We start from the raw sequence: 16,343 nt of genomic DNA on the forward strand, positions 1-16,343 counted from the left end.
ATAAAAAAGAATAATGGAAATAGAAAACTTACCCAAAGACAAGCAGATTATTCTTTTTGATGGAATTTGCAATTTATGCGAATCTTCTGTTCAATTTATAATAAAAAGAGACAAAAACGATGTTTTTCGTTTTGTAGCCATTCAATCTGAATTAGGTCAAAAGATTATTAAACATATTGGTATTGATACCTCAAAAACAGATTCTATTATTTTGTATATTCCTGGAAAAGCTTATTATTATAAAGCAGAAGCTGCATTACAAATTGCAAAAAAAATAAAAGGATTTTACGCTTTATTGGGATATTTCAGTTTCATTCCAAATGTCATTAAAAATACTGTTTATGATTATATTGCAAAAAATCGATATAAGTGGTATGGTAAGAAAGAATCCTGTATGATTCCAACACCTGAATTAAAAGCTAAATTTTTATAAATAAAAAACGCTCAATATATTTTATTGAGCGTTTTTCTTAAGATTATTAAAAATTAATTTTTAATAATCTTTTTATCTAGAACTCCATCAGTCGTTTTAATTTTCATAAAATAAACTCCTGAGTTTAAATCGGAAATATTTAAATTATAGTTGGTAACTGAATCTGTTTTCGTTTCTTTTATAATTCTTCCATTAATATCAGTTAGTGAGATATTTTCAAACACAACATCATCACTGGAAATAGAAATAATGTCGTTAACTGGATTTGGATAAACTACAAATTTTGAAGCTAGGAAAGAATCTGATCCTAAAGTAGCAGCTGTAACTTTGAAATCATCAACCATAAACATGTAAGCATCAGATGTTTCGTATTTAATTCCAATTCTTATACTTTGTCCATCATAAGCTGATAAAGAAGCCGTATATTCTGCCCATGTTCCATAAGGAGCAGTTAAATATGTACCACCAGAAATAATTGTAAAATCGGTTGATAGTGTTGGTACACCTGTACCCACAAATACACCTACTCTATATCTTTCCAATCCATAGGTATCTGACATTGATTTTACCCATACACTTAATGCGCTTCCACTTACACCTGATAAATCAATTACTGGGCTAATTAACCAATCTTCATTCGCAGTTGCTCCACCAGTAGTAGATGGTACACCTGCCCAAGCAGCTGCATATTTTGACCCTGTCCTAGGATCAAAATTTCTATTTTCGGTTTCATTTCCTACACCCTCCGTTGCATTAGTAACTCCCGCAGTAGTAGGATTAAAAATTTGATATGCCATGGCTGCACCAGCATTATCCCATGTTGCTGGATCTGCTCCACCTGTATAGGTAAACAACATATCTAGATCTAAAACTTGCCATGTATTCGTTCCATCTGTAATTCCTGAAATCACAAAATCTGGATATGTTTCAAAACTATCCTCATATACAGTAACTTGAGAATAGGCAAATAAATTGAATAGAGCAAATAAAAAAAGTAAATTTTTCTTCATGATTGTTAATATTTAATTGTTTTTCAAGCTCAAAATACAAAAAAACTATTCTTTATTGAAATTTATTATTAAATATTTAACTTTTAAAGTTAAGAATTTAAACATTATTCAGAACATATAATTCCCATTTATCATCATAATAAAAAAAACAGTACTAAATAGTACTGCTTTTTATCAATTATTCTTAATTCAAATTATTTATCAAAAAATAATTATTCTTTGGTATTTTGCAACAAATAATAATCTACCATTACAAGAGCTGCCATTGCTTCAACAATAGGAACTGCTCTTGGAACGACACAAGGATCATGTCTCCCTTTTCCTTGCAAATTAATAATTTTACCTTCTTTGGTTAAAACATCTTGTTTCTGAATTAAAGTGGCAACAGGTTTAAATGCTACTTTAAAATAGATATCCATTCCATTACTTATACCTCCTTGAATACCGCCCGATAAGTTCGTTTTGGTTGTTCCATCCGCATTAAATAAATCATTGTGCTGACTCCCCTTCATTTTAGCCCCTTCAAAACCACTTCCAAATTCAAATCCTTTGACTGCATTTATAGACAGCATTGCTTTGCCAAGTTCAGCATGCAGTTTATCAAATACTGGTTCACCTAAACCAATAGGTACATTTTGTATGACACAAGTAATAACACCTCCAACCGTGTCACCTTGCTTTTTAATTTCTTTAATATAGCTTTCCATTTCTTGAGCTATCTTTAAATCGGGACATCGAATAGGGTTTTTTTCAATATTAGAAAAATCCAATGCTTCATACGATTTATCCAATGAAATTTCTCCAACCGATGAAACAAATGCAGTAATTTTTATATTTGAAATTACTTGTTTAGCGATTGCACCCGCAACTACTCTACTTGCAGTTTCTCTTGCAGAACTTCTTCCTCCACCTCTATAATCTCTAAGTCCATACTTCTTTTCATATACATAATCTGCATGACTTGGTCTAAATGTATCTTTAATATCAGAGTAATCATGAGACTTTTGATTGGTATTAGGAATGATAAAACCTATTGGTGTTCCTGTAGTTTTTCCTTCAAAAATTCCAGATAAAAACTGAACTTCATCTTCTTCTTTTCGTTGTGTAACAATAGCAGACTGTCCTGGTTTTCTCCGTTGCATTTCTACTTTTATAGCCTCTAAATCTAACTGAATTCCAGCTGGGCAACCATCAATAACACCACCTAGTGCTTCTCCATGTGATTCTCCAAATGTCATTAATGAAAAAATCTTACCAAATGAATTTCCTGCCATAATGTTTACAAATATGTTGTTACGTGGATGTAACTATTACCATTTTTATTTTGTGATTGGATAAAAACAAATTTATGTATTATTTATGAGTTTTAGTAAATTCACTAATTAGTTTTATTACTAATGCAAAGAAGTTCTACTTTCATAACTATATCATTAAAATTATAAGATATAGATTATTAATTATGAAAAAATTCTATATTTGCTAGAGACCGTAATTAATAATTTATGAAAAACTTAATCGCTCTTTTTCTAATTTCTACGATTTTATATTCTTGTTCCAATGATAATGATACAGCACAAAGCGAGTCCTTTGTTTTACCTTTTAATAGTAATAATTATTGGACATATGACATAACTGATGACACACAAAACACCTATAGAGATTCATTATTTGTAGGAAATGACACTTTAATAAATGGTAAAACCTATAAAAAAATGAAAACTAAAGATAATGTGGCATTTGGTTTTTATTCTAATTCATTAAATAATAACGGGGTGAGAGTTACTGGAAATAAATTATTACTCTCTGGAGCGTTTTCATTAAACAATGATCAAAATCTACCTTTTAATTTTACATTAGTTTTAGATGATTTTATTGCATTTGATGCAGATGCACCATTAGAAGGCAATCCTTCAACAAGATCAGGAGTTATTCAAGAAGAGGTAAATGGTTATCCACTTATTATTAATTATGTTCTAAAATCAGTTGGAGGAAATTCTTATCCAAACTATACTTCACCAGATGGAAAAACCTACAGTGATGTAAAATCTGGAAAAATTGTTTTAAATATTAAAGTTACTACAACACAAGAAGTTTCTGGGATTCCTATAACGATAACGATATTACAACCGCAAGATGTGATTATTTCTGACCAATTTGTGGCAAAAAATATTGGTGTGGTACACACGCATACTATTTCTCAATACTATTTAGACAGTCAATTTTCGGAAGAGATTAGTAATCAATTAAATATACCAACATCTTATAGTGGAAATCAATTTGAGTATTTAGATACTTATGTAATAAATTAACAAAAATTGCAATTCTATAACTTATTTTTATAATTTTATAAAAAATAATTCGTTTTAAGTTCTAATTTTGTATTCAACAATTTTAAATAAATTAAAAACAAATGAGAAAATTAATTTTAACAGCTTTTATGCTAGTAGGTTTGGCTTTTAGTTCCCAAGCACAGGACATATCTAAAAATGCATTAGGACTTAGATTAGGAGATAATGATGGTTTTGGTGGAGAAATTTCTTACCAAAGAGGTTTATCGGATAACAATCGATTAGAGTTTGATTTAGGTTGGAGAAATAGTAATCATGTTGATGCCTTTAAATTAGTTGGTTTATACCAATGGGTTTGGAATATTGAAGATGGTTTTAATTGGTATGCTGGTGTTGGTGCTGGAGTTGGTTCATGGAGTATAGATGAAAAATACTATGGTGTTAAAGATAGCGGTTCTTATTTCTTAGCAGCTGGAGACATTGGAATCGAATATAATTTTGATTTCCCATTACAATTGTCTTTAGATTTTAGACCTGAATTGTATTTTGGTGGGGATGAAAATTACAGAGATGATTTTGGACCAGATATCGCATTAGGTATTAGATACAGATTCAATTAATAATAAAAAAGGAACTCTAAAATGAGTTCCTTTTTTTATTTTATTGTATATTTTTTAGCTTTTGGAATAATCGCAATACAAAAAGGATTGGTTAATGCCATGGTCACATTCTCTCCGCTTTTCGGGCCAATTTGTTTGGAATAAATTACTACTTCTTCATTGGTTTTTTCAACTTTTTCAACAGTAATAGTATAACCACCTGTATTTTTTTGGCCTAAATATAAAAATAGAACTGCTTTATCGTCAAAATTAAACAGATTCAATTCAGGTAATTCAGTAGAAAGTCCCAATTGTCCTAATTCTTGATTTAAATCCATTGAATTTTCTACGACTAAATAGTCAAAAGTATCCTTTCCTCCATAAGAAGAAGAATGAATAATTTCAAATAGCGCATTTTGCTTTTTAGTATTATTTGCTACATCCATTTCTGATTCTGACTTTGTTTTATTGGAACAACAAGATGATGCAATCAAAAAAACAAATAACAAGTAACTAATTTTCATTGGCATAAGATTGTATAACTTCCTCATAAACATTTTCATAAAGAGGTAATATTTTTTTAATATCGTATTTTGAGGCTTCTTGTAAAGCATTTCTTTTAAACTGATTTAACACCATATTGTCTTTTAAAATAGAAATGGCATTTTTACTCATATCTTGTATATCTCCCACATTACTTAAATAACCCGTTACACCATCAATATTTACTTCAGGTAAACCTCCAGAATTACTTGAAATAACAGGAACGCCACAGGACATTGCTTCCAAAGCTGCTAAACCAAAACTTTCCGTTTCAGAGGGTAGTAAAAACAAATCGGTAAAGCATAAAATTTTATCAATTTCATTACTGTTTCCAAAAAAGATAACTTTACTTTGAATACCTAATTCTTGACACAGCGTTTCTGCTTTTTCTTTTTCAGGACCATCTCCTACCATCATCAACTTAGCTGGGATATGTTTTTGTATTTCGAAAAAGATTTTGACCACATCATCAATTCGTTTCACTTTTCTAAAATTAGAAATATGAGTAACTACTTTTTCGTCTGAAGTTGCCATTAAAGAACGATGGCAAGGGTCATTTACATCTAATCTTTCTTTATTTATTTCGATAAAATTTGGAATTACTTTAATTTCTTTTTTAATATCAAATAAACGATACGTATCTTCTTTCAAACTATGTGAAACACTAGTTACCACATCCGACTTATTAATACTAAAACTAACAGCAGGTTTATAAAAAGGATGATTACCAACTAAAGTTATATCTGTACCGTGTAAAGTGGTTACCATAGGAATTCGTATTCCTTCTTCTTCTAGCATTTTTTTAGCCATATAACCCGCATAGGCATGAGGTATGGCATAATGTACGTGTAATACTTCTATTTTGTACAATTTTACCATATCTACTAATTTGCTCGATAATGCTAATTCATAAGGCTGGTAATGAAATAAAGGGTATTCAGGAACGTGTACTTCGTGATAAAAAATGTTTTGATTCAAAAGTGCTAAACGCACGGGTTGGCTGTAGGTTATAAAATGAATTTGGTGACCTTTTCGTGCCAATTCAAGTCCTAATTCAGTTGCTACTACTCCACTTCCACCGAAAGTTGGATAACAAACTATGGCTATTTTCATATAGGTTTATTTATTGACATACACTTCATAACGTATTCTTATAGCAATAAAAAAATAACAATTGTATGAAATGATTTACAGACTATAAAAGTACTATTATTTTAGAAGCCTATTTTTTAAATATTCGTTAAATTATTTAGTAAATGCATTTTCATAAGTAGCAATCCAATCTGCAACGGTCATCTTAGTAACCAATTCTCCAATCAAATCGTACGGAATATCTTCTTCTTTTTTGAATCGCATACAACTTTTTCCTATGTCGAGTTTTTTGCTTGAGAACTTTGGATAAGCAGCTACAAACCAGTCGTACAAGTCTTTTTTGGCATAAATCCCCATATGATAAAAATTGATACTGTTCTTTTGGGAAGCAAAACTCATAAAAGGCAAGGGTAATTTTGGGTTACAATGATATCCAGAAGGATATAGTTCATGAGGCACTACATAACCAATCATTCCATAACTCATTTCTTCTCGAAAGCCTTTTGGCAAATTCTTTAAAATAACAGCTCTTAGTTTGTTTATGGCTTGTTTTCTTTCCTCTGGAACTTCTTTAATATATTCGTCAGGAGATTTTGCTGATGATGTCATGACTAATGAATTATAGATTCGTAAATAACTTTTTGAATATTCTCTCTAATATTTTCCTTTGACAAATAATTTGTAGTTGCTTCAGGATAAGTTCTATTGGATAAAAATATGTATACAATTTCACTTTCTGGATCTGCCCATGCCATTGTGCCTGTAAAACCAGTGTGCCCAAAACTAGTCATAGAAACACATCCACAAGTGGGGCCAGCATCTCCTAGTTGTGGTTTATCAAAACCTAAACCTCTTCTGTTTTTATCTTTACAATAATAACACGTATTAAAAGCATTAAATGTCTTTTCTGAAAAAAATTGGTGATTATCGTATTTTCCCTTTTGCAAATACATTTGCATCATCTTGGCTACATCTAAAGCATTCGAAAAAAGTCCTGCATGTCCTGCAACACCTCCTTGCATGGCAGCCCCCATATCATGAACATAACCATGAATAGTTTGGTATCTAAAATAGTTATCCACTTCCGTTGGTACAATTTGATCGACATCAAATTTATGCAATGGATTGTATGTCATTGTCGTTAAACCCATTTTAGCAAAGTAATTTTCAACTACTAAACTATCTAATTTTTTTCCCGTTTTGCTCTCTAAAAATTCTTTCATTAAAATGAATGAAAAATCACTGTATTTGTATTTTGCTTTTTTTAATAATTCACTATCAGCAATTCTTTTTATAATAGTATCATTATAATCTTTCCTAATAAAAAGATGTTCCGCAACTTGATAGGGAAATTCTTCCGAAAATTTTTTACGATAAATATCCTTTTTTGGTTTACCCAAAGAATCCAAAGTTTCTTTATAGAAAGGAATCCAAGCTTGAAAACGAGCTTGATGAGTAAGCATATCTAAAAAAGTCGCATTTTCTTTATTAGTTCCCTTAAAAACGGGTAACATTTCTTTTAATTTTGTTTTTAACGTTAGATTTCCTTTATCATACTGAATCATGATATTAGGTAGTGTAGCCAAAATTTTAGTCAAAGAAGCAACATCGTATAAATCCGTATTTTTCACTTCTAAATCTCTATCATACGTATGATAGCCAAATGATTTTTCATAAACTACTTTTCCTTTTCTGGCAACAATTATTTGCGCACCTGGTGTCATTTTTTGGGCAATTGCATAGTTGGCAATAGAATCAATTTTTGATAAAATTTTGGAATCTAAACCTACATTTTCAGGTGCACCATACCCTAAAATATTTACAGTTTTTGTAGCTATTCCATCATTAATATAAAAATTCTTGTTTATAGATACTGGTAATTTACCTTTAGTACCAATAGCACCAAATATAGCTTCTGCAGCAACCGTGCTTGAAAAGTTATTATTTTGATAGGCTAAAATGAATCCTTCATAATCTGAAAATCGGTCCAGTTTTAATAAGGAATAAGGTTTTGTAAAAAAAGTAACCACAACTTTCTTTTCTTTGGCTATTTTCTCTAAAATAGCAATTTCATCTTTATCTGGATTATGATTCTTCCATGCTCCGTCTTCTTTGTGAAAACCAATAATAACTTTAGTATAATTTTTCAATTCTTCTAATGCTTCGTCTATTTTCTTTACACTTACCTCTATTTGATCAACTGAAGTATATTTTCTTAATTCTTGCAAAAAGAAATCACCATCCGCATCCCCTAATTTCACATAAGCAAGTTTTTCTTTTTCCAAATGTTGTATGGGTAAAATATCATTCTTGTTTTTCAAGGCTGTGATGGCATTTTCATATAATGCGTAATTCATAGCATCATATTTAGATTGATTTAAATCTTCATACAAATGATTCAATTCAATTGGTAGATAATGATTCAAACCTGCTTTGTATTTATAGCGCAATATTTTTTTAACGGAATACGCTAAACGTATTTCAGAAATTTTACCTTCTTGAAAAGCTTCTTGAAATTTTTCTATTGCAATGGGTACATTTTCAGCAAAAAGTAACACATCATTTCCTGCTAAAAAGGCTTCTAAATCAATATCACCAGGTTTTTTAAAATTACTTGCTCCTTTCATATTTAAAGCATCCGTAAAAATAAGACCGTCAAATTTTAATTCATTCTTTAAAATGTTGGTCACTACATTAAAAGAAATAGAGGTAGGATATCCTTTTCTAGGCTCAATGCTTGGAACATCCAAATGGGCAACCATTACACTTGCTAAATCATTTTTAATAAGTTCTTTGTAAGGATATAACTCTACAGCATCGAGTCGTTCTTTAGAAAACTTTACTACTGGTAACGTATGATGAGAATCTGATTCTGTATCACCATGTCCAGGAAAATGTTTGGCAGTAGCAAAAACACCTTCACTCTGCAAACCTGTCATCAATGCTACAGCAGCATTGGTAACATTAATTTTGTCTTCACCAAAAGAACGGTTTCCAATAATGGGATTGTTCGGATTAGTGTTGATATCTACAACAGGAGCAAAATTAAAATGAATACCCATTCGTTTCGATTGTTCTCCCATCTGTATTCCTAATTTTTCTATAAGTTTAAAATCTTGAATAGCACCCAAAGTCATATTCCAAGGATACCTAAAAGTTGAATCTAATCGCATACTTAAACCCCATTCCGCATCAATCCCAATAAATAAAGGAACTTTAGATTTAGATTGGTATCGATTGGTTAATTGGGCTTGTCTAACAGGACCTCCTTGAAAAAAGATTAAACCACCCACATGATATTTTTCAACTAATTCATCAACCTCTTTACAATGAGACTCATTTTTATTAGAATAGGCTGCAACCATGAATAGTTGACCCACTTTTTCTTCAAAACTCATCTGGTTATATATGCTATCAACCCACTTTTCTTGAGGTAAATTTGATTTTTTTTGAGCATAAATAACTGGCGATAAGAAAATTAGAAAAAGTAAATAACGCATTGGAAAATAGTATTAATAAAAAACATCATTAAATTTGGTTTAATGATGTTTTCAAATATAGTGAAATAATAACAAAATTATCTTAAATCTTTTATAATGAAATGCAGATTTTAATGCAAATCTATGTGTTTATCATGGTATCCTAAAAGATAAAGAACCCCATCGAGTCCAATACTAGAAATGGCACTTTGTGCATTATCTTTTACCAAAGGCTTGGCATGAAATGCAATTCCTAATCCGGCTAAATTGAGCATAGGTAAATCATTCGCACCATCACCCACTGCAATGGTTTGATTAATATCTATTCCTTCTTTTACTGCTAATTCCTGCAAGTATTCTGCTTTTTTATTCCCATCTACAATTTCACCAATATAGTTTCCAGTTAATAAACCATCTTTAATTTCTAATTCATTGGCAAACACATAGTCAATACCTAATTCTTTCTGAAGGTAATGTCCAAAATAAGTAAACCCCCCTGATAGTATGGCTGTTTTAAAACCATATTTTTTTAATGTATCTATAAGTCTTCTAGCTCCTTTAGTGATTGGTAAATTAACAGCTACTTCTTCAAGTACCTTTTCACTTAATCCTTTTAGAAGCTGCATGCGTTGGGTAAAACTTTCTTTAAAATCTATTTCACCTTGCATAGCAGATTCCGTAATTTTCCGAACTTCTTCTCCTACACCAGCTAATTCAGCTAATTCATCAATAACTTCGGTTTGAATTAAAGTAGAATCCATATCAAAACAAACCAAACGCTTGTTTCTTCTAAAAATAGTGTCTTCTTGAAAAGCAATATCAAGATCTAGTTCTCTAGAAATTTGCATGAATTTTTCCGTAAACTCAGCTTTATTATTTATGGCGCCTCGAATAGATAATTGAATAGATGCTTTAGGATAGGTATCATGTTTTACCAATGAAACTCTTCCTGTTAATCTCTTAATAGCATCAATATTGAGCCCTTTTTCTGATATTACTTTGGTTACTTCAGAAATTTGTTTGGCAGATAATTTTTCTCCTAGTAAGGTAACAATATAACGGTCTTTTCCTTGAAGATCCACCCAATTTTCGTAATCCTCAAGTGGTATGGGTTTAAATGTAGCTTTTATACCTAATTCATAGGATTTAAAAAGTAAATCTTTTAAAACAGCAGCCGATTTTTTTCCCGATTCAATTTGAAAAAGAATTCCTAATGATAGAGTATCATGAATATTGGCTTGACCAATATCTAAAATTTTTGCATCATATTCAGATAAAACTGCAGTTAAAGAAGAGGTTAAGCCTGGTTTATCTTGTCCAGATATGTTTAGTAAAAAAATTTCACTCGCCATTAATGGATAATTAATATTTTAAAAAAAACGATTATGCCAACTCTCGCTAGCTGGAACCATCCAAAAGTCTTCCCATTCTTCAATTGTATTAACCAAATTATTAAATACAATTGTATTAGCAGACACAGCTTTTTCTTTGGCCATTTTTTTAAATTCAATTAATGTTTTATGAGCAATATGTTCCCCGAGCTTAAAAGTCACATTCATTTTGTCTAATAAATCGATTTGGTACTTTTGTTCCAAATTTTGAATAAACTGAACAGAAGCATCTATGGAACAACCTGTTGCTGCTTGCACATCTTGATTGACAGCTATAATTATAAATCGATTGTATTCCATTTTAAAGGAAGCCTCTAAACTTTGTCCATGAGCAGACCAACCTTCCAAAAATTCTTTAGTTGCAGCTTCTATTGCTGTTACTTCTTCATCAGATAGTTTTCTATTCGATTGGTAAATCCAAATTCTAGAATGTGGAGGTAATGTGTCAAAAGGTACGTACATTATAACTTAACTAAATCGTTTATTACTTTAAAATTTTCGAATTTATTGGTTTTAGCATTATACAATAAAGCATCAAAATAATATACTTTTACTTTATCATTTGCTTTTAAAACTTTGTCCAAAATTAAATACGAATTATCAAAACTATTTATTAATAATAACTCATGTGTTTTACCAGAAGCTTCTTTCACTTTTACGAAAAGAAAACCGTCTACGTTTGAACTTACAAAAGTTCCTTCTAAAATTTCATCTTCATAAGTATCAGTAGTACTACTATCACCATAATTATCTCCTGTATTTTCTAATATTTTCATTAAAAGATTCGGGCATACTACAGCAACTTTTTCACCAACGTCTCCTCCTATTTCTTCAATTTTAGAGATATAGTCTTTACCATAATGTTTTTCAACATCCGATTGATATTTATTAACCGCTTCCAAAATACAAAGCCCTAAAGATAATTCGTAATTTTCTTTCGTCATTTCTTTACCTTCAGCACATTTACAGGTTACTTCAGCTAGTTTTGTTTTTAACTCATCCTTCGTTAATTTTTGAGAAAAAAGAGCAGTTGTAAAAACAAAAAATACTATAAAAAAGGTTGTTTTTTTCATACAAGGTGTTATTTATAAATCTTGGGCGTTAGCAATTAATTCCGCTACATCCATCACTTTAACTTGGTTTTCTTTTTCCTTAAATTTAATTCCGTCAGTCATCATGGTATTACAAAACGGACAACCAGCTGCAATAATTTCTGGTTGCGTTTCTAAAGCATCTTCTGTACGCTCAATATTAATATCTTTATTCCCTTTTTCTGGCTCTTTAAACATTTGAGCTCCACCTGCTCCACAACACAGACCATTTGCTCTGGAACGTTTCATTTCAACTAGTTCAGCATCTAATTTTTGAATTAAATCTCTTGGCGCCTCATATACTTGATTGGCTCTTCCTAAATAACAGGGGTCATGGAATGTAATTCGTTTCCCTTTAAACTGTCCGCCTTCAACGGTTAATCTACCATCTTCTAATAATGACTTTAAAAATTGAGTATGATGAACTACTTCATAAGTACCACCTAATTCTGGATATTCATTTTTTAAAGTATTGAAACAATGAGGACATGCCGTTACAATTTTTTTAATTTCGTAAGCATTCATAACTTCAATATTTGTCATGGCTTGCATTTGAAATAAAAATTCATTACCCGCTCTTTTAGCAGGGTCACCAGTACAACTTTCTTCTGTTCCTAAAACAGCAAATGATATATTGGCTCTATTTAAAATTTTCACAAAAGCTTTGGTAATTTTTTTCGCACGATCATCAAAACTACCAGCGCAACCAACCCAAAATAAAACTTCCGGTTGCTTACCTTCTGCCATCATCTCTGCCATTGTTGGCACAACTATATTATTATCTGACATATTAAAATTTGATTTGAGATTAAGAATTTGTACCTTAATCTGATTTTCAATTAGTATTTCTAAAGCGAATCATTCAATACCTTGAATTATTCACTTATTTTAGTTTTCGTTTTTCCAATTTAAGCGATCCATCTGGTTATATTGCCATGGAGCACCATTGTTTTCAATATTTGTCATCATGTTATTTAATTCCATAGGAGCAGCGCTTTGTTCCATAACTAAATAACGTCTCATATCCATAATAATAGATAGTGGACTAATATTTACTGGGCACTCTTCAACACAAGCATTACAAGAAGTACAAGCCCAAAGCTCTTCAGGAGTAATATAATCGTTTAACAATGACTTATCATCTTCTACAAATGTTCCATTATTGGCATCTATATTTTTTCCTACTTCTTCTAAGCGATCTCTTGTGTCCATCATGATCTTTCTTGGAGATAGTTTTTTTCCTGTTTGATTTGCTGGACAAGAAGAGGTACATCTTCCACATTCGGTACAGGTGTAAGCATTTAATAATTGTACCCAATTTAAATCCTGCACATCTGATGCTCCAAATTTAGCTGGTACAGCATCTGGATTTGCCGGTGCAGCAAATGGGTCAGCTGAAGGATCCATCATTAATTTTACTTCATTGGTTACACTTTCCAAATTATCAAATTGACCTTGTGGTTTAAGATTAGCAAAATAAGTATTTGGGAAAGCCAATAAAATATGTAAATGTTTAGAAAAATATAAATAATTTAAAAACACTAATATTCCACAAATATGTAACCACCACGCTGTTCTTTCAATCATGAAAACCACACTATTATCCATTCCATCGAAAATAGGAGCAATTAACTGAGAAATAGGATAACTTCCAGCTTGATGATAATGCGAAAAACCTCCTGGTACATATTGCAAATGAAAATCGGCCGCATTCATGGTTAAGAATAATGTCATTAATACAACTTCAAAATACAAAATATAATTGGCATCATTCTTAGGAAAACCTTTCATTTCTGGTTTCCAAAAACGCTGCAACTTGATTACATTTCTTCTTAACCAAAATACAATTACTGCTACCAAAACTAAAAAGGCAAGAATTTCAAAAGAACCAATTAAAAAGTTATAAAACCCTCCCAAAAAAGCAAATACACGATGTGTTCCAAATAAACCATCAATGATAATTTCTAAAACCTCTAAATTGATAATGATAAATCCTACATAGACAATGATATGTAAAAATCCAGCAATAGGTCTTTTTACCATTTTTGATTGTCCTAAGGCAATCATCATCATATTCTTCCATCTTGCAGAAGGATTGTCTTTTCGATCTACATCTTGACCCAATTTTATATTGCGAATGAGTTTTTTTACATTTTTAGTAAAATAACCAATTCCAATAACTAATACGATAGCAAATAATATATTAGGTAAAATACTCATAGGGTTAGTCTTTATTTATTTTGTTCTGAATTTTCTGTTTTATTATCTTTTTCTGGAGCAACATAAGGTTTTTCTTTTTTACCGAAAAGAGAAACGTTTACATAACGTGTAGGATGTAATCTTAAATCTTGTAATAATAATTCTAACTCTTTAGAAGCCTTAGTAAAATTGGTATACATTGCTTCATCATTCATTAATTTACCCATGGTTCCTTTACCACTCTCAATTCCTTTCATGATTTTATCTACACTAGCCAAGGTTTTCTCTAGATTTTTCACAGTTTGACCTAAATTGGCCTTTGCAAGAGAATCTGACATTACTGCAAAATTAGCTGTAGTTTTATCTAAATTGTCAAACGATTGGTTTAATTTGGTTTTATTCTCCGTTAATAAAGTATTTAAATTTCTAGAAATACCACTAAATTGAGTCATACTTCTGTTTAATTCATTGATACTACTTTTCAGGTTATCTTTGGTCTTTTGATCCAATATTTCATTAAAATTTGCAAATAAGATATTCGCATTATTTAATAAATTATCAATTTTATCTTTTAAGGGTACCATTTGTTCTGCTAAGGCGTCTGTAAGACCAAGTTTGGATCTTGATTGTAGAAAATCTCCAGATACAGCTAAATTTGGGTCGTCATCATTTGGAATGATGATGATTTCTTTACCTCCTAAAGGTGATGACCCAGATAATTCGGCAATACTAGTTTTTGAAATAGGATAATCAGAAGTAATTGCAATTTCAACTTCAACTTTTTTATTTTCCAAAAAGTGGTACGAATTCACTCTTCCCACATTCACCCCTTTTAGCTTTACAATCGAAGAGGGTTCTAAACCTTCAACAGAATCATAAACTACATATAATTTTTTACTAGAATCGAATAGATTTCTCCCTTTTAAAAAACTATATCCCCAAATAAAAAGTAAAATTGAGGAAATAACTAAAATCGCGGTTTTAATTTCTTTGGTTAGTTTCAAAATACATTATTTTTAACAAAAATAAAACTTTATTTTATTTAATAGCATCAGATAGGTTAATTTTTACTCCATCTTTATAAGCTACTATAAACGCCGATTCAAAACCTTTATTTTTAGCTTCTGTTAATTTATTTTGTGCCAATTCATAACTGTCCTCAGAACCAAAAAGATACTTGTAAATTTTACCTGATTGTTCTACATGAACACCATTTAAACCTTTAAAATTAGAAGGAGATGTTGCTATCTTTGTACTACTTGCCGACAGCTGTACTTTAAATTGAATCCCGTTTTTAACATTTTCAATAATTGCTTGAACGGGATCTTCTTTTACAACTGAAGGAGTCTCCTCAATTTTTACGGTCTCCGTAACCACCGGTTTTGTTCCTGATGATGTTTTATAATATTGCTTTTTATACGAAAAAATAGCATCTGCAATAGCTTTTGCTACTTCATTTTGTCCTTTTTCTGTATTTAAATATTCCCCTTCTACTTTATTAGATAAAAAACCAATTTCTATCAAAACTCCTGGCATGTAAGAAGCGTCTAATACCCACAGCGGTGCCTGTTTTACTCCTCTACTCTTTTTACCTAAATTATCTTTGAAATTATCTTCTACAAAAGCAGCCAACTCTATACTTTGGTTTAGATACTCTTCTTGCAAAATTTTTAACCCTATTAACGACTCAGGTCGGTTGGGGTCAAAACCTTTATAATTTTCTTTATAATCCTCTTCTAATAAAATTACTGAGTTTTCATTTTTAGCAACTTCTAAATTGGTAGAACTTCTACTCAAACCCATCACAAAAGTTTCGGTTCCAAAAGCGGAATAATTTTTAGCTGCATTACAATGAATGGAAACAAAAAGATTAGCGTCTTGTTTATTTGCTTGAATGGCTCTGTCTTTCAATTCGACAAACACATCGGTTTTACGAGAATAGAAAAAATCAAAATCGCTATCCTTACTCAAATACTCTCCCACTTTCAAAGTTACAGCCAACGCAATTTTCTTTTCAATGTAACCATGATGTACGTTTCCGTAATCCTTTCCACCGTGTCCAGCATCCAACACTACTTTAAATTTTGTCTTAGACTGTGCAACAACAGTTGACATCGACAAAAACAAAACAGTGATTACTAACACTTTAAGGTTAAATTTTAATTGGGGTGTATAGCAGGTTTCTTTCCGCATAGTTATAATTTTATTAAAAGCTTAT

Annotated in this window: 16 protein-coding genes; 3 read left to right on the top strand and 13 right to left on the bottom strand. The window is 30.9% G+C overall.

The window, feature by feature from the left end; genetic code table 11:
• Window positions 1-13: 13 nt before the first annotated feature.
• Complete coding sequence (locus NHF47_RS12035) at window positions 14-433, top strand: thiol-disulfide oxidoreductase DCC family protein (RefSeq protein WP_252765157.1); 420 nt, start codon at window positions 14-16, stop codon at window positions 431-433.
• Window positions 434-486: 53 nt separating this feature from the next.
• On the opposite strand, the gene NHF47_RS12040 is transcribed toward NHF47_RS12035, so the two are convergent.
• A complete protein-coding gene (locus tag NHF47_RS12040; protein ID WP_252765158.1) occupies window positions 487-1,443 on the bottom strand; it encodes a T9SS-dependent choice-of-anchor J family protein in 957 nt (318 codons plus the stop codon).
• 212 nt (window positions 1,444-1,655) lie between these two features.
• Window positions 1,656-2,717 (bottom strand): chorismate synthase, encoded by a 1,062-nt coding sequence (gene aroC / locus NHF47_RS12045; protein ID WP_252765159.1) that lies wholly within the window; start codon window positions 2,715-2,717, stop codon window positions 1,656-1,658.
• A gap of 228 nt (window positions 2,718-2,945) precedes the next feature.
• Here aroC and NHF47_RS12050 point away from each other — a divergent pair, with 228 nt between their 5' ends.
• Both NHF47_RS12050 and NHF47_RS12055 read left to right on the top strand, forming a co-directional pair.
• Window positions 2,946-3,752: a hypothetical protein gene (locus tag NHF47_RS12050; protein WP_252765160.1), complete on the top strand. Its 807-nt coding sequence runs from the start codon at window positions 2,946-2,948 to the stop codon at window positions 3,750-3,752.
• 101 nt (window positions 3,753-3,853) lie between these two features.
• Complete coding sequence (locus tag NHF47_RS12055) at window positions 3,854-4,351, top strand: porin family protein (protein ID WP_252765161.1); 498 nt, start codon at window positions 3,854-3,856, stop codon at window positions 4,349-4,351.
• A gap of 35 nt (window positions 4,352-4,386) precedes the next feature.
• Here the strand turns inward: NHF47_RS12055 and NHF47_RS12060 are convergent, their stop codons facing one another.
• The 11 genes from NHF47_RS12060 to NHF47_RS12110 form a co-directional block, all read right to left on the bottom strand.
• The gene (locus NHF47_RS12060; protein WP_252765162.1) at window positions 4,387-4,854 is read right to left on the bottom strand and encodes a protease complex subunit PrcB family protein; all 468 of its coding nucleotides are present in this window, start codon (window positions 4,852-4,854) and stop codon (window positions 4,387-4,389) included.
• Window positions 4,844-5,986 carry an N-acetyl-alpha-D-glucosaminyl L-malate synthase BshA gene (gene bshA / locus NHF47_RS12065; protein WP_252765163.1) on the bottom strand — a complete coding sequence of 381 codons (1,143 nt, stop codon included), beginning with the start codon at window positions 5,984-5,986 and terminating at the stop codon, window positions 4,844-4,846. The genes NHF47_RS12060 and bshA overlap by 11 nt, the downstream gene beginning before the upstream one ends.
• Before the next feature lie 132 nt (window positions 5,987-6,118).
• The gene (locus NHF47_RS12070; RefSeq protein ID WP_252765164.1) at window positions 6,119-6,574 is read right to left on the bottom strand and encodes a DUF1801 domain-containing protein; all 456 of its coding nucleotides are present in this window, start codon (window positions 6,572-6,574) and stop codon (window positions 6,119-6,121) included.
• A 2-nt stretch (window positions 6,575-6,576) separates the two neighbouring features.
• Window positions 6,577-9,465: a glycoside hydrolase family 3 N-terminal domain-containing protein gene (locus NHF47_RS12075; protein ID WP_252765165.1), complete on the bottom strand. Its 2,889-nt coding sequence runs from the start codon at window positions 9,463-9,465 to the stop codon at window positions 6,577-6,579.
• A 110-nt stretch (window positions 9,466-9,575) separates the two neighbouring features.
• On the bottom strand, window positions 9,576-10,796 hold the full coding sequence (serB, locus tag NHF47_RS12080; RefSeq protein WP_252765166.1) for a phosphoserine phosphatase SerB: 1,221 nt from the start codon (window positions 10,794-10,796) through the stop codon (window positions 9,576-9,578).
• 18 nt (window positions 10,797-10,814) lie between these two features.
• Window positions 10,815-11,297, bottom strand: coding sequence for an ABC transporter ATPase (locus NHF47_RS12085; protein ID WP_252765167.1), 483 nt, complete (start codon window positions 11,295-11,297; stop codon window positions 10,815-10,817).
• On the bottom strand, window positions 11,297-11,908 hold the full coding sequence (locus tag NHF47_RS12090; protein WP_252765168.1) for a hypothetical protein: 612 nt from the start codon (window positions 11,906-11,908) through the stop codon (window positions 11,297-11,299). The genes NHF47_RS12085 and NHF47_RS12090 overlap by 1 nt, the downstream gene beginning before the upstream one ends.
• 12 nt (window positions 11,909-11,920) lie before the next feature.
• Window positions 11,921-12,715 (bottom strand): (Fe-S)-binding protein, encoded by a 795-nt coding sequence (locus NHF47_RS12095; RefSeq protein WP_252765169.1) that lies wholly within the window; start codon window positions 12,713-12,715, stop codon window positions 11,921-11,923.
• Window positions 12,716-12,814: 99 nt separating this feature from the next.
• Window positions 12,815-14,146, bottom strand: a complete 1,332-nt coding sequence (locus tag NHF47_RS12100; RefSeq protein ID WP_252765170.1) for a (Fe-S)-binding protein — start codon at window positions 14,144-14,146, stop codon at window positions 12,815-12,817.
• 11 nt (window positions 14,147-14,157) lie between these two features.
• Window positions 14,158-15,129 (bottom strand): MlaD family protein, encoded by a 972-nt coding sequence (locus tag NHF47_RS12105; RefSeq protein ID WP_252765171.1) that lies wholly within the window; start codon window positions 15,127-15,129, stop codon window positions 14,158-14,160.
• 34 nt (window positions 15,130-15,163) lie between these two features.
• Window positions 15,164-16,318 carry an N-acetylmuramoyl-L-alanine amidase gene (locus tag NHF47_RS12110; protein ID WP_252765172.1) on the bottom strand — a complete coding sequence of 385 codons (1,155 nt, stop codon included), beginning with the start codon at window positions 16,316-16,318 and terminating at the stop codon, window positions 15,164-15,166.
• Between the last annotated feature and the right edge of the window lie 25 nt (window positions 16,319-16,343).

The sequence above is a fragment of the Flavobacterium sp. NRK F7 genome, assembly GCF_024054195.1.
In the GTDB taxonomy this organism is placed as follows: domain Bacteria; phylum Bacteroidota; class Bacteroidia; order Flavobacteriales; family Flavobacteriaceae; genus Flavobacterium.

Coding starts and splice junctions, on each gene's coding strand:
- NHF47_RS12095 (WP_252765169.1), bottom strand. CDS start 12,715: ATGTCAGATAATAATATAGTTGTGCCAACAATGGCAGAGATGATGGCA.
- NHF47_RS12075 (WP_252765165.1), bottom strand. CDS start 9,465: ATGCGTTATTTACTTTTTCTAATTTTCTTATCGCCAGTTATTTATGCT.
- NHF47_RS12110 (WP_252765172.1), bottom strand. CDS start 16,318: ATGCGGAAAGAAACCTGCTATACACCCCAATTAAAATTTAACCTTAAA.
- NHF47_RS12035 (WP_252765157.1), top strand. CDS start 14: ATGGAAATAGAAAACTTACCCAAAGACAAGCAGATTATTCTTTTTGAT.
- bshA (WP_252765163.1), bottom strand. CDS start 5,986: ATGAAAATAGCCATAGTTTGTTATCCAACTTTCGGTGGAAGTGGAGTA.
- NHF47_RS12100 (WP_252765170.1), bottom strand. CDS start 14,146: ATGAGTATTTTACCTAATATATTATTTGCTATCGTATTAGTTATTGGA.
- aroC (WP_252765159.1), bottom strand. CDS start 2,717: ATGGCAGGAAATTCATTTGGTAAGATTTTTTCATTAATGACATTTGGA.
- NHF47_RS12070 (WP_252765164.1), bottom strand. CDS start 6,574: ATGACATCATCAGCAAAATCTCCTGACGAATATATTAAAGAAGTTCCA.
- NHF47_RS12090 (WP_252765168.1), bottom strand. CDS start 11,908: ATGAAAAAAACAACCTTTTTTATAGTATTTTTTGTTTTTACAACTGCT.
- NHF47_RS12055 (WP_252765161.1), top strand. CDS start 3,854: ATGAGAAAATTAATTTTAACAGCTTTTATGCTAGTAGGTTTGGCTTTT.
- NHF47_RS12060 (WP_252765162.1), bottom strand. CDS start 4,854: ATGAAAATTAGTTACTTGTTATTTGTTTTTTTGATTGCATCATCTTGT.
- NHF47_RS12085 (WP_252765167.1), bottom strand. CDS start 11,297: ATGTACGTACCTTTTGACACATTACCTCCACATTCTAGAATTTGGATT.
- NHF47_RS12040 (WP_252765158.1), bottom strand. CDS start 1,443: ATGAAGAAAAATTTACTTTTTTTATTTGCTCTATTCAATTTATTTGCC.
- serB (WP_252765166.1), bottom strand. CDS start 10,796: ATGGCGAGTGAAATTTTTTTACTAAACATATCTGGACAAGATAAACCA.
- NHF47_RS12050 (WP_252765160.1), top strand. CDS start 2,946: ATGAAAAACTTAATCGCTCTTTTTCTAATTTCTACGATTTTATATTCT.